The organism is Corynebacterium sp. CCUG 51687, assembly GCF_024453995.1.
Classification (GTDB): domain Bacteria; phylum Actinomycetota; class Actinomycetes; order Mycobacteriales; family Mycobacteriaceae; genus Corynebacterium; species Corynebacterium pseudogenitalium.
In genome coordinates, this window is sequence record NZ_JAGPYT010000002.1 from 257,277 (window position 1) to 274,743 (window position 17,467).

The following is a 17,467-nucleotide window of genomic DNA, read 5'->3' on the forward strand; positions in this document are numbered from 1 at the left end:
ATCTGTGCCGTGCAACAGTCGCGGGTGAAGTTTCAGCTGGCAGAGGGCGAGACCGTCCTCGCCGACACGAACCCGCCGTTAACGAGCCTCATTTTCCCGTTGCTCGAGCTCATCGTGATTACCGGGATCGCCTGGATTGCCATCGGCTGGATGGACGTCACCCCGTTTGTGAACCCCCAGGCGCACAACATCGTGGTTGCGGTGTGGGCGCTGCTGTCGGTGTGGCGCTTCGTGTTGCCGGTGGTTCGCCACCGCCGCCAGCGTTTCCTGCTCACCGACCGCCGCATCCTCGCCCGCTCGGCGCGCGGTGCGGTCGACTCCATCCCGCTGCGCCAGATTCATTCTTTTCGACGCCAGCGCGGCGGGCTGTCCATCGCCCTGTGGGGATTCGACCAACCGGTATTTTTCCCGCAGGTAGGCAAGGCGCGTGCGGTGGAGCGTGCGCTGGACGAGAGCCTGCGCCGCCGCTAACTACTCCTTAATTTCCGTTGTGTGCAGCTGGCTATCCAGGTCGCTCGGGCTGAGACTGCCTGCCTGGAAGTCTGCCGTGATCGGCAGGTGCAGATCCATGTCGGTGGCGGGGCACAGCTCGATGATGGCGTCGTTAATGGTGTAGTCGAGCACGTGGCCGCCGGCTGTGCGGGCGTCGTCAATGAAGTGGACGTGGCAGCCGGGCACCCCGATGCCTTTGGCATAGGCGGGCGTGCGGAAGCCGCCGATGATGCCGTGTACGTCGGTGAAGTGGTGCTCGGCGTCGTCGCCGATGGCCTCCGTCATGGGGCGGTACGGTTTCTCCTGCTTGGTCACGGTGCGGGTGACCACCTCGTCGAAGGTGCCGGTGATTCTGACGGCGTAGAAGAAGTTGTGGCTCGGCTCGAGCGCGTCGATGAACTCGGCAAGTTCCGCACGCCGCATCCCTTTCGGCGCGTCGACGCGGATGCGCGGCACAAAGTTGGTGACCACGGTAAACGGTGTGCGCTGGTCAAGGCTTGCGACGCGCGCCTTGCCGTCGCTGGTGAGCTGGTAGCACACGCCGTCGAGAATAATCATCTCTCCGTCGAGCCCGTCGAAGGTGCCAAGGCCGAAGTTTCCTTTGCCGAGGATGTCTCCGATGGTCAGTTCGCCTTCGTAGATGCCGTCGAGAAGCGCGGTCATCAGTGAGTTCTGGAAGATGGTATGGCGAACAATCGCGGGATTCGTTTCAGTCATGTCCACATCGTAGCGCCCTTAAGGCTAAGGTAGTTCGTTGTGAGAGACGCTCAAGGAATGCCCAGAGTCGCCGTCATCGGCGACGGTCAGCTTGCCAGAATGATGCACACGGAAGCCATCGAGCTCGGACTGCAGCCCCGGGTGCTTGCGGGAGCGCCGGACGCCTCCGCTGCCCAGGTGTTTGGCGACGTCCAGCTCGGCGACTACACCAACTTCGACGACCTGCACGCAACGATCCAGGGTGCCTCGGCGATCACGTTCGACCACGAACACGTCCCGAACGAATTCCTGCAGCGCCTGCTGGACGAAGGCTACAACGTGGAGCCGCGTCCCCAGGCGCTGATTTATGCCCAGGACAAGCTTGAGCAGCGCACAAAGCTCAAGGAGCTGGGGGCACCGGTGCCGCCGTTTGCGAAGTTTGACTCCGTGGAGGACGCCCGCGAGTTCTGGAAGCTTGTCGACGGCCGCGTGTGCGTCAAGGCGACGCGCGGAGGCTACGACGGGCACGGCGTCTGGTTCCCAGAGACCCTGCAAGAGTGCGAGCAGCTGGTCACCGATCTGCTTGAGAAGGGCGTTGTGCTGTACGCGGAAGAAAAGGTGAACTTCGCCCGCGAACTTTCCGCGATGGTGGCGCGCAACCGGGACGGCGAGGTCAAGGCGTGGCCCGTCGTCGAGTCACGGCAGGCGGACGGTGTGTGCCATATCGCGATTGCTCCAGCGCCAGAACTGCCGGCTGATGTGGCGAAGCAGTGCCGTGATCTTGCCACCAATATTGCGACCAAGCTTGACGTTACGGGCGTGCTTGCCGTTGAGCTCTTCGAGTGCATCGGGGAGGACGGGGCGTCGAAAATTCTGGTCAACGAGCTTGCGATGCGCCCGCACAACACGGGGCACTGGACACAGGACGGCTGCGTGACCTCCCAGTTTGAGCAGCACCTGCGCGCGGTCCTGAACTGGCCGCTCGGATCCGTGGACACGCTCGAGCCGGTCACGGTGATGGTGAACACTCTCGGCGCGGAGGAAGATCCGCAGATGCCGATGGAGCAGCGCGTCATCGAGGTAATGCGCCGCTACCCAGAAGCCAAGGTACATCTCTACGGCAAGAGTTGGCGCCCGGGCCGCAAAATGGGGCACGTCAACGTCACCGGCTACGACGCCATGTCCACCTTGGCGATTGCGCAGCACGCCGCGCACTTCATCGTTCACGCGAACTGGTACTAACAGGAGGAGATTTTCCTATGAACGCACGCGTTGGGCTCATCATGGGCTCGGATTCGGACTGGGACACGGTTGCGCCTGCCGCAGAGGTGCTTGCTGAGTTCGGGGTGCCGTTTGAAGTTGGGGTGGTCTCCGCGCACCGCACCCCTGAGAAGATGCTTGCCTACGCAAAGCAGGCGCACGAGCGCGGCATCCAGGTCATCATTGCGTGCGCTGGTGGTGCAGCGCACTTGCCGGGGATGGTCGCGGCTGCAACGCCGCTGCCCGTCATCGGTATCCCGCGCGCGCTGAAGGACCTGGATGGGTTGGATTCTCTGCTGTCTATCGTGCAGATGCCGGGCGGTGTTCCTGTTGCCACGGTTTCCATCGGCGGTGCGAAGAACGCGGGCCTGCTTGCTGTGCGGATGCTCGGCGTCGGTGACCCGGAGTTGGTGGAGAAGATGGCGAAGTACCAAGCAGACATGGCCGCGGAGGTTGAGCGCAAGGACGCCGCGCTGCGCAGCCGGTTGCTGGGTGAGTAGCAGTCCCATCGTGGTGCTGGGTGCGCGAATTGTCGACGGCCACCCGTCGCGCATGCTGCACGCCCGGCTCTGCAGCGCACTGCTCCGCTGGCGGACGGACGCGCACGCTGGCGTGCGGCGCGCCATCGTGGTCACCGGCCGCGGGGAGGCGGCCGTGATGGCTCGCTGGCTTGTCGAGCGCGGCGTGCCCCGTGAACTGATCATTCAGGAGCCCCATGCGTCGTCGACGAACGAAAACCTCGAGCGTACCCGCGCGTTGTTCCCGCACGCGCCGCGGCTGATCGTGGTGACCAGCAACTTCCACGTGCGCCGCACGCGCGTGTGGGCCTGGCACCTGGGGATTCCAGTGGAGATGGTGCCTGCGCGCACCCCGCGCCGCTCCCGGCCGAAGAACTACGCGCGCGAGCTCGTTGCGTTGCCGCACTCCGCGGCGCGGGTTGTGTGGCGACGCCTTATGAACAAAATGCGCTAGAGTACATCCGATGGTGCTACTTTTGGTGCCATGTGCTTCAGTCCTAGGAAGGCTCCATTCATGACACACTTACATCGCCGCATCACCGGCTTGATCACCGTTGCAGTACTGGGGGCCAGCGTGGCTTCATGCGCCGGAGATGGCCAAGACGCCACAGACGCGCCCCAGACCGACAAGGACGGTGCCGCAGTGACTGCCGGGGCCAACCAACCCGCAGAAGTCAATGGGGTCGATTTGCATTTTCTCGCGATGATGACACCGCATCACCAGCAAGCCGTGGACATGAGCGAGATCATCCTGGCCGCCGATGGCATCAGCGAAGCCACCGCGGACTTGGCCGAACGGATTAAAATCGGGCAACAAGAAGAAATCGACACCATGGTCGACTGGGCTGAACAATGGGACCAGGGTGACTTGATGGCACATCACGCCCCACACATTGCCAATGGCATGATCACTCCAGAACAGATGGACCAGCTGAAATCACTTTCGGGCGAGGAAGCAGACACCCGGTTCCTCCAGCTCATGCATTTCCATCACGCGGGTGCCGTTGCCATGACCCAAGACCAAATCGACAACGGCGGCTACCAGCCTCTCGTGGAACTGGCTCAACAAATGGTCGACGTGCAAACCACTGAGATGCACGAGATGGAACAACTCCTGGAAGCCAGAGGCGAAAGCCTGCTGACTGAGTAACCAACCTGGATAAACGAAGCGGGAGCGCGTTAACCCGGGTATAAGTTCGTAGTGCACCTGTAATACGACTGAAAGGGAACACCCATGACCGCCAACTTCAACGCCGCGCAAAGCAAGCAGACCGCCGACGGCTTCTTCTCCGCGCTTTTCGACTTCTCCTTCTCCCAGTACATCACCCTGAAGTTCGCCCGCGTGATCTACCTGATCTCCGCAGTCTTCATCGGACTGTGCTGGGGTCTTCGGCCTTTTGGTGTCGCTGGCTACGTTCAGTGTTGGTTTTGGCACCGGCCTGCTCATGCTGATCGGCTTCCTTCTCTTCGGTACGCTTTTCGCGCTGTTCTCATTGATCAGCGCGCGCGTCACCCTCGAATTCATGGTCTCGGCGATCAAGACGGCGCAGAACACTTCCGAGATCGCAGCGGCGCAGCGTCGTTAGGGGTCGCTAGACCCCGCCCGGCAAACTGTGCAGAGTGAGGCCGCGCGCGGCGGCAGCCTCGCCGAAGCGCGCAACGAAATCGGCCGAGCGCTTGCCGGAGGCGCAGTAGACCACGACCTCGCCCGCGCCACGCAGCTCGTCGAGGAGCGTAAGCGCGGCGTCCGGGTCTTCGCGCCACACCGAGGCCGGCAGGTGGAAGGACGCGTGCGGCAGGTCCTTGATCGCTTTTTCACCGAGTTCGCGCACGTCCAGCGCTGTGGCGTGACCATCCGCGACCTGCGCGAGTAGGCGCGTTTTCTCGCCGTCTGGCGGCAGCATACACGGGGCAGCTTCGGCGACGAGTTCGGTGACCAGCTCGCGCTGCGGGTCGGCAGCGACCTCGAAGCGCCGGAGCGTCCCGGCGAGCGCCTCGTAGACATGGAGCACACCGACCTCGGCGTCCATGCCCGCGAGGTATTTCACGGCCTCCGTGGCCATCAGCCCGCCGACGACCGAGGTCGTCACCCCGAGCACGCCGGCGGTGGCGCAGTCCGGAGTGTCCTCGGGTGCCGGGTGGGTGGGGTAGAGGTCGCGTAGCCCGACCCCGCGTGCATCCGGTCCGGAGTACCACAGCGCGAGCTCGCCGTGGAAGCGCAGCACCGAGCCCCACACCAGGGGCGTGCCGGTGAGTTCTGCGGCGTCGCCGGCGAGGAATTTCGTGGTGAAGGTATCGGAGCCGTCGATGACCAGGTCGTGCTCGCGGAACAGCCCAGGTGCGTTGGAGGTGTCGAGGCGCTTGCGCAGCGGCACGATCGTGGCGTCTGCGCGGTGTCGGCGCAGCTGCTCGGCTGCCACCTCCACCTTGGGCCGGCCCACGTCGGAGGCGCTAAACAGAATCTGGCGGTGGATGTTGGTGTCATCCACCACGTCATCATCAATCACCGTGATCGTGCCGACACCTGTGGCCGCCAGCGCCTGCATCACCGGGCAGCCGAGCCCGCCCGCGCCGATGACAAGCACCCGCGCGCGGTTCAGCGCCTCTTGGCCCGCTAGCCCGAAGCCGGGCAGCAGCGTTTGGCGCGCGGTGCGCCGCAGCTCAGCGTGAGGCAGGCTCATAGGACCTCATCCGCCCAGCTCGCTAGGCCATCAAAGCTTGACGACGCCAACGCCCCTTCCGCATGCGTCCGCCGCGGAATCCGACCCGCATCCCGCGCGAGCCGGCCAGCCTCGACCGCGTGTCGCATCGCACGCGCCATCGCGACCGGGTCCTGGCAACGGTTGACCGCGCTGGCGAGCAGCACGCCGTCGCAGCCGAGTTCCATGGCCAAGGTGGCGTCGGAAGCGGTGCCGACGCCGGCGTCGAGAAGCACGGGCACCTGCGCACGCGCGCAGATCAGCTCGATGTTGTGCGGGTTCAAAATGCCAAGGCCGGTGCCGATCGGAGAGCCGAGCGGCATCACCGCATGCACCCCAACCTGCTCCAGGCGGGCGGCGACGACCGGGTCGTCGGAGGTGTAGGCAAGCACGACGAAGCCTTCGGTGACGAGGAGCTCGCAGGCGTCGACAAGCTCGACGACGTCCGGCAGCAGCGTGTGCTCGTCCGCGATGACCTCCACCTTGACCCAGTTCGTGCCGAGCGCCTCGCGCGCCAGTTGCGCGGTGAGCACCGCGTCGCGGGCGGTGCGGCAGCCCGCAGTATTCGGCAGGGGATCGATGCCGAGCCGGGTGAGCATCTCGAAGACGCTCTCGCCGCCATTGGTGCGGGCGGCATGCCGACGCATCGCCACGGTGGTCAGCTGCGTGGCGCTGGCCACCAGCGCGTCCTCGAGCAACTGCTGGCTGGTCGCCCCGCCGGTGCCCATGATCAGGTGGGAGTCGAATTTCTTGTCGGCGATGTTCAGCACGTCTAGCCTCCTTGGACGGCGGTGAGGATGTCGACGGTGTCGGCGTCGGCAAGCGAGCTGTCCCAGCGACTTGCGGGCACAACCTTGCCATTGACAGCGACGGCGACGCCTTCTGCGTGGCCGACGACCTCCTCGACCAGCGACCGCACAGTCGGCGCGGTGTCGAAGGTATGGGGCTTCTCGTTGATGATGATGCGCATGATGCTCCTTTACAGTTCGTGGCGGCCGGGGTCGCAGTCGGAAATATCGACGGTGGTTTCGCGGTCCAGCCCGAGGTCGGCGCCGACGCGCGCGCCGAGCGCTGCCAGCAGGATGCCGTGGCGGAAATAACCGGTGGAGACCACCAGGTTCTCGCCGCGCAGCCCCAGGTAGGGCAGGTCGTCGGGCGTGCCTGGGCGATTGCCGACGAGCGCCTCAACCAGCTCGCAGTCCTCGATGGCGGGGACGACGCGGATGGCGTCGCGAAGCAGCGTATACACGCCATCGACGGCGGGCCGCACGCGCGCGTCTTCGCGGCTGGTTGCGCCCACGGCGATGGTGCCGTCGGTGCGCGGGATGATGTAGACGGGGCGGTCCTCGACGAAGGCGCGCACGACCCGGCCGACCGGCATGCGGCCGGTAAGACGCAGCATGTCGCCGCGCACCGGTCGCAGGTTCAGCGGCAGACCGAGCGCGCTGGCACCGAGACCGTTGCACGCGTAGATGGTGTCGCCGCGCAGGCTGCCGGTGCTGGTTTCGACGCCCACGCAGGTTTCGCCCTCCCAGCGCAGTGCTGTGGCCTGCTCGCGAACCAGCGTCACGCCGCGCGATGCAAGCTCGCGCAGCAGAGCGGCGGCGAACATGCGCGGGTTGACCTGGTGGTCGCCGGGGATCTCCACCACGCTGGCCAGCTGGGGGCTTAGGCCCGGCTCCTGCGCCCGCGCCTGGCGCAGCGTGAGGCGGTCGACGTCCATGCCGTGGGCGTGCTGGTGCTCGGTGAGCTCGCGCAGGTGGGTAGCGTCGGCGCGGTCGGCGGCGACCACGAAGGTCGACTCGGTGCGGTACCCAACCTCGATGCCCGGCAGGTCTGCGATCAGCGAAGGATAGAGCGCCGCCGACTCCAACATCAGCGGATAGAGCGGCTCCTGGCGGTACTGCACTTCCGCGGCCGGGGCGAGCATGCCGCCGGCCACGTTGGTCGCGCCGCTTGCCGGGGCCGGGTCCACCAGCGCGATCCTGCGGGGATCCACCCCGCGGCGTGTGAGCTCGAACGCGGTGGTCAGGCCGATGATGCCGGCGCCGACGATGACGTGCTCGAAACTACTCACGACGCTTCCTCGAAATCCTTGACGATACCCGCCGCCATCGCGCGCGGGTCCTCAGCGTGCATGAAACCGCGGACGATCGCCACGCCGGCCACGCCCGTGGCGGCAAGCGCGGCGGCATCCGTGGCGTGTACGTCGCCGATCGCCACGACCGGTACCTGCGAGGCCTCGACCAGCGCCGGGTAGCCGTCGAGGCCAAGTGGGGCGCGGCCGGAGTCCTTCGTCGGGGTCGGGCGGAAGGGGCCCGCGCCGACGTAATCGATCACGTCGGCGTACGCGTTCGCCGCCTCCACCAGTGCGAGCGTGCCGGTGGTCAGTCCGAGGATCGCGTCCGGCCCGAGCAGTTCGCGCGCGGCGCGCGGGTCCATGTCGTCCTGGCCGATGTGCGCGCCGTGGATGTGGTGGGTGCGCATGAGGCGGGCGGCGAGGGGAACGTTGTCGTCGATAAGCACGCGCGTGCGCGGGTTCGCCGCGGCGACCGCATCGGCGACCTCGCACGCGAGACGCTCGAGGTCGGCTTTGGCGATCGGCTTGCTGCGCACCTGGATCACGCCCGCCCCGCCGGCCGCGGCTTCGGCGGCGACGCGCGCGACATCGGCGGTAGGCTGGCCCGTGACGAAATAGCAGCGTAGGTCGAGCGACTTAGGCATCGCGCACCACCCACGCGCGGTCGGCCTGGTCGAAGAAATCGCGCTCGTAGCGCGAGGCGACCGCACACGCGCGCACCGCCGCGTCCAGGGCGTCGGGGTTCGCCTCAAGGGTGGCCTCGCAGCGGTCGATCGCGCCGCGCACCGCCTCGTAGAAACCGTTGCCCGAGTAGGTGGCCAGCCAGTCGTGGTAGGGATGCGAGGCGTGGTTGTGCTCCGCGAGGCGCGCGCCGACCTCGTAGTAGAGCCAGTAGCAGGGCAGCACCGCCGCCTGCCCGATCGCCGCCGACTCGCCGAGGGCGGAGGCGAGCAGGAAATCGGTGTAGGCGCGTGTGACCGGCGACGGCAGCGTCTCGCGGCCAAGATCGGCGAGCCAGGTGCGTTGCATCTCTTGCTCGTCGGTGATCGCGGCGTCCGCATCCTTTGCCCACGCGCCGCCAAGCGCGTGCAGCGAGCGCGCGTACTTGGTCAGGTAGTAGGCGTCCTGCTCGAGGTAGAACATGAAGTCGGCGTGGTCGAGGGTGCCGTCGGCAAGCGTGCGGATGAACGGCAGCTCCATAATCGCGGTGAGGTACGGCGCCGAGGCGTCCCACAGCGCCTGGGTGTACGGGCCAGCAGGCGTGGCGAGTGGCGCGGTTGGTGGGGCGTCGATGCGCAGGAAGCGCTCGGGGTTGCAGTCGGCGGCGCGCTGCATGCGGCGGCCGACGTGCCCGTGGTCGACGGGGCCGCGGCCGTGTCCAACGGCGAGCGCGTCGGCGTGCGCAATCGCCTCGTACAGCCAGCGCGACGCCCACTCGGTCGCCGCCGGCGTATCGAAGCCGGCGCCCAGGCGCGTCGCCAGCGCCGAGGAAAAAGAGCAGCCCGTGCCGTGCGTGTTCTTCGTGTTCACGCGGCTCACCGACACGTGGTGCACGCGCTCGGCGGTCACCACGGCGTTGTCTGCGCGCGGGCCGGTGAGGTGCCCGCCCTTGACAATCACGGTTGTGTCCAGCTTTTTCGCCAGCCCCTGCGCCTGCGCGATCGCGGTGTCGAAGTCGGTGGCCGGGTCTTCGCCGGTGAGGACGGCGAGTTCGGGGAGGTTGGGCGTGATGATGTCGGCAAGCGAGGCGAGCTCGCGCAGCGCGACTTCCGCCTCGGGCGTCAGGAGCCTATCGCTTGACGACGCCACCATCACCGGATCCAACACCACCGCGGCCTCTCGTGCGTGTGTGGTGAGGAATTCGCGCACGACCTCGATGATTTCGGTGGTGCCGAGCATGCCGATCTTGATCGCGTCGACCGCCACATCATCGGTGACGGAGCGCAGCTGTGTGCGCAGAAAGTCGATCGGCGGGGTGAAAATCTCCTGCACACCGGTGGTGTTCTGGGCGACCAGCGAGGTCACTACGCTGTAGGAAAAGCCGCCGGCGGCCTGGATGGATTTGATATCGGCTTGGACGCCTGCGCCTCCGGTCGGGTCGGTGCCGGCAATCGTGAGGATGCGGGGCAGGGCAGGTGCATTCATGTGGGACATCCCTTCGCTAGGTTGAGCTAGAGCAGGTTCGACGGGTCTGATCTCAGCACCACTTCGGGGTGCACCCCGTGTCACATTGGTGACACTAGCACAGCGCGAATCCTGCCCTGCGCACGATCGCAGCGGCAAAAACCAGACCTATATTAGGCGTATGGATTGGGCTGCCGGTTCTCTTTTGAGCTGAAAGTGGAATGCTTCTCACAATCGCTTGTTTGTGCAGCGTGTGGGTGTTTATTGTGGGTGGCATGATACTCGTAGACGCATTAATCGCCGGCGAAGTACCAGTCCGACATGGCGGCTGAAGTTGAGCGTAAGGACGCCGCGCTGCGTGAGCGTCTGCTCGGCGAGGAGTGATTTAGTCTTCGCCTGCGCGCCACTGGCGCCACCGGCGAATCAGCCACCACAGTGCTGCGACGAAGGCGGCAAGAACGAGGCCCGGCCAGATTGATGGCTCGGGCTTTGTGATGTTGATGGCGGCCTGTACGAAGGCGAGCAGGGTGAAGAACCCTACGAACCCAATGATTGTTTGCCAGAGCAGATCCTGGCGCTGTGAGGGCCGTTGCACTCGTTAGAGGCGGGGGCCGAAGTTCAGGCCCATGTGCGGGGCAGCGAAGTATAGCCACCCGGCCATCAGGGCCCCGAGTACTGCCAAGAGCCCAACCACAACTCCGGCGACCTCAAGCGCGTTTGCTTCTTCCTTGGTCACACCACCGTTTGCGGTGGTGTTGGTGGTGACGTTGGTGGTCACTGTCGTGCCGTTGTTATCGGCGTTGGTGTGCACCGTTGCGGTGGTTTCGGCGTGTGCCGTGCCAGTCATGCCGCTCAGTACCAGGGAGGATGCGAGTGCGGTTGCCGTCGCGATTCGGAGTGTGGTGTGGTGCATAGCTGCTCTTTCTAGGGGCGGGAAGTAATAAAGTGAATACAGCTTAATCTAGACATAAGAAAAAGTTAAGTCAGCCCTTCACGCCGCCGGCTGTGAGACCAGACACAATACGGCGCTGGAATACCAGCACCATGATGATCAGCGGAATCGTCACCAGCGAGCCCGCCGCCATAATCGCAGCGTACGGGTACTCGAAGGCGCTCGGCCCCGAGAATCGTGCAATTGCGACGGTGACAGGTTCAGTCGCCGTGGACGACAGCTGGCGCGCCAACATAAATTCATTCCAGGTGGTGATAAACGCCAGGATGGCCGTCGTGAAGATGGCCGGTGCTGCCAACGGCAGCAAGATGAGGCGAAATGCCTGGCCGCGGGAGGCGCCGTCGACACGCGCTGCTTCCTCGAGCTCCCAAGGAAGTTGCTGGAAGAACGACACCAGCGTGTAGATAGTCAGGGGGAGGGCGAATGAGATGTTCGGGATGATCATGGCACGGTATGTGCCGATCCACCCGAGGTCACCGAACAGCTGGAACAGGGGAGTGACAAGCGCAATGCCAGGGAACATCGAGGCCGCCAAAATGATGCCCGTGATGAATCCCTTGCCGCGGAAGTCCAGGCGAGCAAGCGCGTAGGCGGTGAACACGCCCACGGCGACCGCCAACGCCGTCGTCGCCAACGAGATAATCAGCGAGTTGAAAATCGCCCCGAGGAAGTCATTGCCGGCGTCCGTGGCCAGCGCGTCCCGGTAGTTCTCGAGGGTGACGTGCGTGGGCCACGGCGTGGTATCGAACGTGAACCGCTTGTCCCGCAGCGCCGTGATCACCATCCAATAAAACGGGGCGAGCCCCCAGAACATGATGAAGATGATGCCTGCGTAGTGGCCGAGTCGTTTCATCGCGCTGCCGCCTCCTTCTTCTCCTGCTTGCGCTTCGCGCGCCGGGCTTCACGCTGTTCGTTCGCGCCACCAACGTTCGCTCCGAGGAACCGCACCATGACGAACGCAACCGCGAAGATCAGCAGGAAGATGAGAGTCGACAGCGCCGAGGCCGAGTTGAAGTTGCCCTGACGCATATCCTCAACCACCAGCTGCGAAATTGTCGCGGTAGGGGAGTTCGAGGAGCCCGAAATCATGATGACCGGCAGGTCGTACATGCGCAGCGCGTCGAGCGTACGGAAGAGCACCGCCACCATGAGCGCTGGCCGCACCAACGGCAGGGTGATGCTGGTGAAAGTCTGCCATGCGGAGGCGCCGTCGACGCGCGCGGCCTCGTAGACATCCTTCGGAATCATCTGCAGGCCTGCGAGGATGAGCAGCGCCATAAACGGCGTGGTCTTCCACACGTCGGCGATGATCACCGCGAAGCGTGCCGCCCACGGGTCAGTTGTCCACGCCACGCTCGCGCCCAGCAGCGAGTTCACGATACCGCTCGGTGCGAACATGAACTGCCACAACTTCGCGGTCACCGCGGTTGGGATCGCCCAAGGGATGAGTACGGCCGCGCGGATCAGACCGCGGGCGCGCGACGGCCGGTTCATGATGATGGCCATCCCGATACCGAGCACTGTCTCCAAGGCGACGGTGACCACGGTGAAGAAGAGTGTCACCGACACTGCTGGCCAGAAGTCGGTCGCAAGCACGCCAGGAGGGCAGGCACCCACCACGCCCGACGGCGTCATACAGCGGTTCGACAGCCAGTACAAGTAATTATCGACGCCAGCAAAGCCACCATCGACGAACACTCCGGTAGAGGCGTCGAGGTGCCGGTTGGACTGGAATGAAAGCCATATTGCGCGGACGATCGGGTAGCCGATCACCACCGCCAACACCAGCAAGGCGGGCGCGACGAGCGCTGCTGCCTTCGTGGTATCGCGAGGCTTGGATGGAGATGTGCTCATCGCGGGCCTTTGCAAAGTAGACGGGAAGATGGAGATATACGAACTATAACGCCCGCCCGAACACAGTCCGGGCGGGCGTTCTGCTCATACGACGTATCGTATTAGGAAGCCTGCTTGATAGCAGCTGCCATGTCGGCGGTGGCGTCATCGACGCTCTTACCGGCGGTCAGTGCTGCGTAGGCGTTGTCCTGGATAGCCTTCGAGATCGCAGGGTAGAACGGGGAAACCGGGCGAGGCTGCGCGTTCTCCAGCGAAACCTTCAGTGCTGGCAGGTATGGGTGCTTTGCAACCAGCTCGGCGTCGTCGTAGATCGATGCGAGCACTGGTGGGAAGGATGCTTCAGCGAACGAGAGCTGGTTGTCTTCGTTGATGATGAACTCGATGAAGTCCTTCGCGGTCTGCTTGTGCTTGGAGTTGACGTTGATGCCGTTGTTGTAGCCACCGAGGGTGGAAACACCCACGCCGTCCTTGCCAACCAGCGGCTGGACCTCAAAGTTCACGCCAGCTTCCTGGGCGTTGGTGTACATGTACGGCCAGTTGATCGCCAGGGCGGTGTTGCCCTCGGTGAACGCGAGGTTGGTTTCCTCCTCGGTTGCTGCCGTAGAGCTCTTGGCGATGACGCCGTCGTTGTACGCGTCAACGAGTGCCTGCAGTCCGGCCTTTGCGGCGTCGGACTCGACGGTTGGCTCGCCGGCGTCGTCAAGGACGCTGCCGCCCCAGCCGTTGATGAAGCCGAGCGTGTTGACGGTCAGGCCCTCGTACTGCTTGAGCTGGGTGGTCAGGCAGTCTCCCTCGACCTCCTTGCAGGCGGCAATGACGTCATCGAAGGTGTCAGGCGCGCTTGGGACCTTGTCGACGTTTCGGAACAGCAGCTGGCCGTTCGTGTTCTGCGGCAGGGCGTAGAGCTTGCCGCCGTACGTTGCGGAGTCGACGGTGGACTGCAGCAAGCCGGAGGTGTCGATGGCGTAATCGCCCTCGAGTGGCTCGAGCCACTGGTTCGCTGCGAAGTCGGCCGTCCACACAACGTCGAGGGCCATCACGTCGTAGTCGGCGTTACCCGCCTGGAGGGACTGCACGAGCGTATCGCGCTGGTCGTCGGCCTCGCCGGCGAGCTCAGAGAGGGTGACCTGCTCATCTGGGTGGGCCTCGTTCCACTTCTCGATGATCGGCTTGAGCTTGTCCGTGTCATTGCGGCCCATGGCGAACGTGATCGGGCCGCGCTCTGCGCCGCCCTCGGAAGCGGAGGTGCCGGAGTCCTTGTTGGTGTCCGCTGCCTCGTTGTCAGAAGAGCAACCGGTCAGGGCTGCGCCAGCGAGCGCAATTGCACAGAGGGTTGCACCAGTCGTACGGAGTTTCATTCATCCGCCTTTCGTTGGGTCATGTGTGACTCGTGTGAATTCGGTGTCTTCAATCTAGTGAAAAACTGGACCCGGGCGCGCAGAAATCTACCGAATTACCTACGAACGGGGGAGAAAACGGGGCTAAATGCCCGGTTGTATGTGGTTTACGTGTTCCGCCTGGGCGATGGCGGCGATCCTGTCTCTACCAGGTGTTTCCGTTCCGCCTGTCACCACGACGACCGAACCGCCCCCAGCCAGCGGGGCAAGCACGCGCTGTTCGAATTCGTCGGCGCTGTCCCAACCGGCAATCAGCACCCGTTCGGGGGAGGCGGGCTGCTCAGCCCCCTGAGAAGTCGCTTGAGTCCACTGCGCGATGTCTGCAGTCTGTCCAAAGTACTGGTCGCCGTAGCTGCGCACCGTCGGACTGAAGTCCACGGTTCCAAGCGGCAGCGTGCCGCCTGATTCGACGACGCCGCGTCCGAAGGGGTCACTTGAGACAACGACGCACTCGTCCGCATCAGCCCAGGTGTCGACGCGCTCCGCCACGGTAAACACGAGCGGGACATCGTCGCCTGTGCTCGCGAAGATCGGGCGACGCCCAATGTTGTAGGCGCCAAGCGCGATCACCGCAGCCTGCCAGGACACCGGAAGGTCGATCACAATGGGGTCAGAGCCCTCGAGGTCGAACTCCTCGTCCAGCAAGTTGCCCACTTTGCTCAGCCAGTTGTCCAGAGTCAGCGCAGAAAATTCCATGCGGCTGCCCTGTGACTCGTCGTAGACGGTCAGGCGTGGTGTGGCGGGGTCTTCCTGCAATAAGCGTGCCAGCATACTCATGGCAGCCAAGCATAGGTGGCCAAGCTAGTTCACGCAGCGAGGCCCTTGGCCGCCAGCGTCGATCTCCGGGCCCAGACTCATGCCGCTGATATCGTCGCCAGGTGTGCCGACGGGCACATGCTGTTGGGCATCTTCCGGATCGACCTTCGCAGGCCCGTTGTAGTCTTCCGCGACAACCGCGATGATGCTGCCCGGTTCGAGAGCATTGTTCGCCGTGACTGGTACGCCGCCAAGCATCTCGGCGAGCTTGCGTGCTCGTGGGTCTTCGGGGTCGGCGGCGACCACCTGGGATTCCCAGTAGATTCCGTCCATTGCGTTGGATACATCGGAGACCGTAATGCCTGCGTCGGCCAACCACTCGCCGGTGGCGCGGGCTTGGCCTGGAACGGAGCCCGCGTTGAGGACGGAGACCTGCGCACCTGCAAAGTCTTCGGCCTGCTGGGGAGCTTGCTCCGGTTGGCTGTCCTCGGGGACCTGTTCCTTGGCTGCGGACTCCATGAAGCTGTGGACCTCGTTGATGTCCACGGTCACGATGGATTCGCCGAAGTCGCCGACGCCGTTGACCGAGGTCACAGGGATGGTGGTGAAGGTGACGTTGCCGCCCGCCAGGCCGGACATCTGCTGGGCAAAACGCATCACGTCGAGGCTCTGGTCAAGAGTGACCGAGCGCTCCGCCGCGGTTGCCAAGTCGCGCAGTTTCGCTGGGCTTGTCAGCGTGCCTGCGGAGAGCACCTTCTGTACCAACGACGCCATGTATGCCTGCTGGCGCACGATGCGGTCGAGGTCGCCGCGCGGCAGGTCGTGGCGCTGCCGCACGAAGGACAGCGCCTGAGCGCCGTCGAGCGTTTGTTGCCCGGCAGGGAAGTGTGCTCCGGAGAGTGGCTCGTCGACCGCGGCGTTGAGGCAGACGTCCACCCCGCCAACCGCGTCCGTAAGCAGGACGAAGCCGAGCAGGCCAACCTGCGCGTAGTGGTCTACTTCCACGCCGGTGAGGTCATTGATGGCGTCGATAAGCCCGAGCTGGCCTGCGCGTGCAACCTCTTGCTCGAGTGCCGGGCCCTCTGGCTTGCCCGCGGCGATGAGCTCCTCGCGTTTGGCGGCGGCGTGCGCACCGTAGACACCATTGATCTTCATGTTTCCGTAGTCGTCGGTGTGTACGTACGTATCGCGCGGGATGGAGACTGCCGTGGCCCGCGAACCGTCGTCGGGCACACGGATAATCATGATGGTGTCCGTGTTGATCTCACCATCGGCGATACCTGCGTTGAGGTGCGCCAACTCAGACTCGCTCAAGGGGTTGCCTTGGGCGTCAGTGCGGGAGTCCGAGCCGACCAGCAGGATGTCCATCGCTCCGTCGAGCTGGTCCTTGTCGCTCTGCCCACGTCCCGCGTTGATCCGCAGCTCAGAGGCGCTGAGCTGATTGCTGACCCGGCCGACAGTGAAGTAGCCGACGGCCGACACTGTCAACGCAACGGCAGACAGCACCGCAAGGGTTGTCTTCACAACCGGGTGCCCCAACTGCGAGATGTCACGCATCTGCGATGGGGCGGGCTGGATGTCGCGCGCAGGCCTCAAGGAGTCAGTCACAGGGCGCAATTATACAGGGTGCGAAAACAACAAAAGACACGTGCGTGGGCGAGTTCAAGATGCTTCTCACACTTTTGGATGGGTAAGCTGATTCGCATTGTGTACATGAAGGCTGGCCGAGAGGACCGATAGGAGGGGCAGGCAGCTATGACAGCTCCACTCGCCGTGGTGGCGGTGACGTACTCGCCAGGCAAGCACTTGGCGCAGCTCATCGCTTCGCTTGACGATGCCACCGAGGGTCAAACACTGCTTATCTGTGCAGATAACGGCTCTACCGACGGTGCCCCGGAGGCTGCCGCGCGTGAACACGACAACGTCGAACTGCTGCGCACCCGCGGCAACATCGGGTACGGCGCTGCGATCAACGCCGCGGTCCGGGAGTTGCGGCCACGTCGCGAGCGGGGAGAGATCAACGGTGACTACTTCTTGATCTCCAACCCGGACGTGGTGTTCCAGCCGGGGAGCGTGGACACGCTGCGCGCCTGCATGGACGCGCTGCCGGAGGCGGGCGCCGTAGGGCCGCGCATTGAGGACTGCGAGGGCAACCTGTACCCGAGTGCGCGAGAGGTGCCGGGCATCATTACCGGCGTGGGGCACGCCTTGTTATATGAGGTGTGGCCGTCCAACCCATTTTCTGCCTCGTACAAGGCGGAGCAACACATGGATCACCAGCGCAGTGCGGGCTGGCTCTCCGGGGCGTGCCTGCTCGTGCGGTGGGACGCCTTCGACGTCATTGGCGGGTTCGACGAGCGCTACTTCATGTACCTCGAGGACGTTGACTTCGGAGACCGCTTGCGCCGCGCCGGATGGGAGAACGTGTACTGCCCTTCCTCGGTCATCGTGCATGACCAGGGCCATGTTGCTAGCAAGTTCCAGCGAGTCACGGTGCCGGCGCACCACACTTCCGCATATCGTTTCCAGTCTGACCGTCACCCGCACTGGTGGCAGGCCCCGCTGCGCGCGCTGCTGTGGGTCGGTTTGAAAGTGCGGGCGGCACTGTTTGTTTCGCGCAGTAAATAAGAAGAACGCTT

General features: G+C 64.5%; 21 protein-coding genes and 1 riboswitch. Of the genes, 7 read left to right on the forward strand and 14 right to left on the reverse strand.

What is annotated here, in order from left to right; all coding sequences use genetic code 11:
* Window positions 1–9: 9 nt before the first annotated feature.
* Window positions 10–471 carry a hypothetical protein gene (locus KBX13_RS03365; RefSeq protein ID WP_246814899.1) on the forward strand — a complete coding sequence of 154 codons (462 nt, stop codon included), beginning with the start codon at window positions 10–12 and terminating at the stop codon, window positions 469–471.
* Here the strand turns inward: KBX13_RS03365 and budA are convergent, their stop codons facing one another.
* Entirely contained in the window at window positions 472–1,209 is a 738-nt protein-coding gene (budA, locus tag KBX13_RS03370) for an acetolactate decarboxylase (RefSeq protein ID WP_070477688.1), read from the reverse strand. It lies immediately after the preceding gene.
* 57 nt (window positions 1,210–1,266) lie between these two features.
* On the opposite strand from budA, the gene KBX13_RS03375 reads away from it, so the two are divergent.
* The 5 genes from KBX13_RS03375 to KBX13_RS03395 all read left to right on the forward strand — a co-directional run bounded on the left by KBX13_RS03375 (window position 1,267) and on the right by KBX13_RS03395 (window position 4,552).
* The gene (locus KBX13_RS03375) at window positions 1,267–2,430 is read left to right on the forward strand and encodes a 5-(carboxyamino)imidazole ribonucleotide synthase (RefSeq protein WP_256020734.1); all 1,164 of its coding nucleotides are present in this window, start codon (window positions 1,267–1,269) and stop codon (window positions 2,428–2,430) included.
* A 17-nt stretch (window positions 2,431–2,447) separates the two neighbouring features.
* Window positions 2,448–2,948 carry a 5-(carboxyamino)imidazole ribonucleotide mutase gene (gene purE, locus KBX13_RS03380; RefSeq protein ID WP_256000575.1) on the forward strand — a complete coding sequence of 167 codons (501 nt, stop codon included), beginning with the start codon at window positions 2,448–2,450 and terminating at the stop codon, window positions 2,946–2,948.
* A complete protein-coding gene (locus tag KBX13_RS03385; protein ID WP_256020709.1) occupies window positions 2,941–3,420 on the forward strand; it encodes a YdcF family protein in 480 nt (159 codons plus the stop codon). Before purE ends, KBX13_RS03385 begins: the two co-directional genes overlap by 8 nt.
* A 60-nt stretch (window positions 3,421–3,480) precedes the next feature.
* On the forward strand, window positions 3,481–4,116 hold the full coding sequence (locus tag KBX13_RS03390) for a DUF305 domain-containing protein (RefSeq protein ID WP_256020711.1): 636 nt from the start codon (window positions 3,481–3,483) through the stop codon (window positions 4,114–4,116).
* A 250-nt stretch (window positions 4,117–4,366) separates the two neighbouring features.
* On the forward strand, window positions 4,367–4,552 hold the full coding sequence (locus tag KBX13_RS03395; protein ID WP_240492828.1) for a DUF4282 domain-containing protein: 186 nt from the start codon (window positions 4,367–4,369) through the stop codon (window positions 4,550–4,552).
* Window positions 4,553–4,558: 6 nt separating this feature from the next.
* Here KBX13_RS03395 and KBX13_RS03400 read toward each other — a convergent pair whose 3' ends face one another.
* From KBX13_RS03400 to KBX13_RS03460, 13 genes are all read right to left on the reverse strand, one after another.
* A complete protein-coding gene (locus tag KBX13_RS03400; RefSeq protein ID WP_070477696.1) occupies window positions 4,559–5,647 on the reverse strand; it encodes a ThiF family adenylyltransferase in 1,089 nt (362 codons plus the stop codon).
* Window positions 5,644–6,435 (reverse strand): thiazole synthase, encoded by a 792-nt coding sequence (locus tag KBX13_RS03405; protein ID WP_256020713.1) that lies wholly within the window; start codon window positions 6,433–6,435, stop codon window positions 5,644–5,646. Before KBX13_RS03405 ends, KBX13_RS03400 begins: the two co-directional genes overlap by 4 nt.
* Before the next feature lie 2 nt (window positions 6,436–6,437).
* Window positions 6,438–6,635, reverse strand: a complete 198-nt coding sequence (gene thiS / locus KBX13_RS03410) for a sulfur carrier protein ThiS (protein WP_070362966.1) — start codon at window positions 6,633–6,635, stop codon at window positions 6,438–6,440.
* Between the two features lie 9 nt (window positions 6,636–6,644).
* Complete coding sequence (thiO, locus tag KBX13_RS03415) at window positions 6,645–7,742, reverse strand: glycine oxidase ThiO (RefSeq protein WP_070362965.1); 1,098 nt, start codon at window positions 7,740–7,742, stop codon at window positions 6,645–6,647.
* Window positions 7,739–8,389 carry a thiamine phosphate synthase gene (locus KBX13_RS03420; protein ID WP_070362964.1) on the reverse strand — a complete coding sequence of 217 codons (651 nt, stop codon included), beginning with the start codon at window positions 8,387–8,389 and terminating at the stop codon, window positions 7,739–7,741. Before KBX13_RS03420 ends, thiO begins: the two co-directional genes overlap by 4 nt.
* A complete protein-coding gene (locus tag KBX13_RS03425; RefSeq protein ID WP_256020714.1) occupies window positions 8,382–9,899 on the reverse strand; it encodes a bifunctional hydroxymethylpyrimidine kinase/phosphomethylpyrimidine kinase in 1,518 nt (505 codons plus the stop codon). Before KBX13_RS03425 ends, KBX13_RS03420 begins: the two co-directional genes overlap by 8 nt.
* Window positions 9,882–9,978, reverse strand: a riboswitch (TPP riboswitch). (Overlaps the previous gene by 18 nt.)
* 276 nt (window positions 9,979–10,254) lie before the next feature.
* A complete protein-coding gene (locus KBX13_RS03430; RefSeq protein WP_070477699.1) occupies window positions 10,255–10,464 on the reverse strand; it encodes a PEP-CTERM sorting domain-containing protein in 210 nt (69 codons plus the stop codon).
* A 3-nt stretch (window positions 10,465–10,467) separates the two neighbouring features.
* Window positions 10,468–10,782 carry a hypothetical protein gene (locus KBX13_RS03435; protein ID WP_070362961.1) on the reverse strand — a complete coding sequence of 105 codons (315 nt, stop codon included), beginning with the start codon at window positions 10,780–10,782 and terminating at the stop codon, window positions 10,468–10,470.
* Window positions 10,783–10,852: 70 nt separating this feature from the next.
* A complete protein-coding gene (locus tag KBX13_RS03440) occupies window positions 10,853–11,674 on the reverse strand; it encodes a carbohydrate ABC transporter permease (protein WP_070477701.1) in 822 nt (273 codons plus the stop codon).
* On the reverse strand, window positions 11,671–12,675 hold the full coding sequence (locus KBX13_RS03445; protein WP_070477703.1) for a carbohydrate ABC transporter permease: 1,005 nt from the start codon (window positions 12,673–12,675) through the stop codon (window positions 11,671–11,673). Before KBX13_RS03445 ends, KBX13_RS03440 begins: the two co-directional genes overlap by 4 nt.
* Window positions 12,676–12,776: 101 nt before the next feature.
* Window positions 12,777–14,033, reverse strand: a complete 1,257-nt coding sequence (locus KBX13_RS03450; protein WP_070477704.1) for an ABC transporter substrate-binding protein — start codon at window positions 14,031–14,033, stop codon at window positions 12,777–12,779.
* A 123-nt stretch (window positions 14,034–14,156) separates the two neighbouring features.
* Window positions 14,157–14,849 carry a TIGR03089 family protein gene (locus KBX13_RS03455; RefSeq protein WP_256020716.1) on the reverse strand — a complete coding sequence of 231 codons (693 nt, stop codon included), beginning with the start codon at window positions 14,847–14,849 and terminating at the stop codon, window positions 14,157–14,159.
* 24 nt (window positions 14,850–14,873) lie between these two features.
* Window positions 14,874–16,436 (reverse strand): LCP family protein, encoded by a 1,563-nt coding sequence (locus KBX13_RS03460; RefSeq protein WP_256020719.1) that lies wholly within the window; start codon window positions 16,434–16,436, stop codon window positions 14,874–14,876.
* A 147-nt stretch (window positions 16,437–16,583) separates the two neighbouring features.
* Between KBX13_RS03460 and KBX13_RS03465 the strand changes: the two genes are divergently transcribed.
* Entirely contained in the window at window positions 16,584–17,456 is an 873-nt protein-coding gene (locus KBX13_RS03465; protein ID WP_256020720.1) for a glycosyltransferase family 2 protein, read from the forward strand.
* The last annotated feature ends 11 nt before the right edge of the window (window positions 17,457–17,467 follow it).

What these genes read in the sequence shown, in the direction of transcription:
- budA (WP_070477688.1), bottom strand. Translation starts at nt 1,209, where the DNA reads ATGACTGAAACGAATCCCGCGATTGTTCGCCATACCATCTTCCAGAAC.
- KBX13_RS03375 (WP_256020734.1), top strand. Translation starts at nt 1,267, where the DNA reads ATGCCCAGAGTCGCCGTCATCGGCGACGGTCAGCTTGCCAGAATGATG.
- purE (WP_256000575.1), top strand. Translation starts at nt 2,448, where the DNA reads ATGAACGCACGCGTTGGGCTCATCATGGGCTCGGATTCGGACTGGGAC.
- KBX13_RS03390 (WP_256020711.1), top strand. Translation starts at nt 3,481, where the DNA reads ATGACACACTTACATCGCCGCATCACCGGCTTGATCACCGTTGCAGTA.
- KBX13_RS03400 (WP_070477696.1), bottom strand. Translation starts at nt 5,647, where the DNA reads ATGAGCCTGCCTCACGCTGAGCTGCGGCGCACCGCGCGCCAAACGCTG.
- thiS (WP_070362966.1), bottom strand. Translation starts at nt 6,635, where the DNA reads ATGCGCATCATCATCAACGAGAAGCCCCATACCTTCGACACCGCGCCG.
- KBX13_RS03420 (WP_070362964.1), bottom strand. Translation starts at nt 8,389, where the DNA reads ATGCCTAAGTCGCTCGACCTACGCTGCTATTTCGTCACGGGCCAGCCT.
- KBX13_RS03425 (WP_256020714.1), bottom strand. Translation starts at nt 9,899, where the DNA reads ATGTCCCACATGAATGCACCTGCCCTGCCCCGCATCCTCACGATTGCC.
- KBX13_RS03435 (WP_070362961.1), bottom strand. Translation starts at nt 10,782, where the DNA reads ATGCACCACACCACACTCCGAATCGCGACGGCAACCGCACTCGCATCC.
- KBX13_RS03440 (WP_070477701.1), bottom strand. Translation starts at nt 11,674, where the DNA reads ATGAAACGACTCGGCCACTACGCAGGCATCATCTTCATCATGTTCTGG.
- KBX13_RS03445 (WP_070477703.1), bottom strand. Translation starts at nt 12,675, where the DNA reads ATGAGCACATCTCCATCCAAGCCTCGCGATACCACGAAGGCAGCAGCG.
- KBX13_RS03450 (WP_070477704.1), bottom strand. Translation starts at nt 14,033, where the DNA reads ATGAAACTCCGTACGACTGGTGCAACCCTCTGTGCAATTGCGCTCGCT.
- KBX13_RS03455 (WP_256020716.1), bottom strand. Translation starts at nt 14,849, where the DNA reads ATGAGTATGCTGGCACGCTTATTGCAGGAAGACCCCGCCACACCACGC.
- KBX13_RS03465 (WP_256020720.1), top strand. Translation starts at nt 16,584, where the DNA reads ATGACAGCTCCACTCGCCGTGGTGGCGGTGACGTACTCGCCAGGCAAG.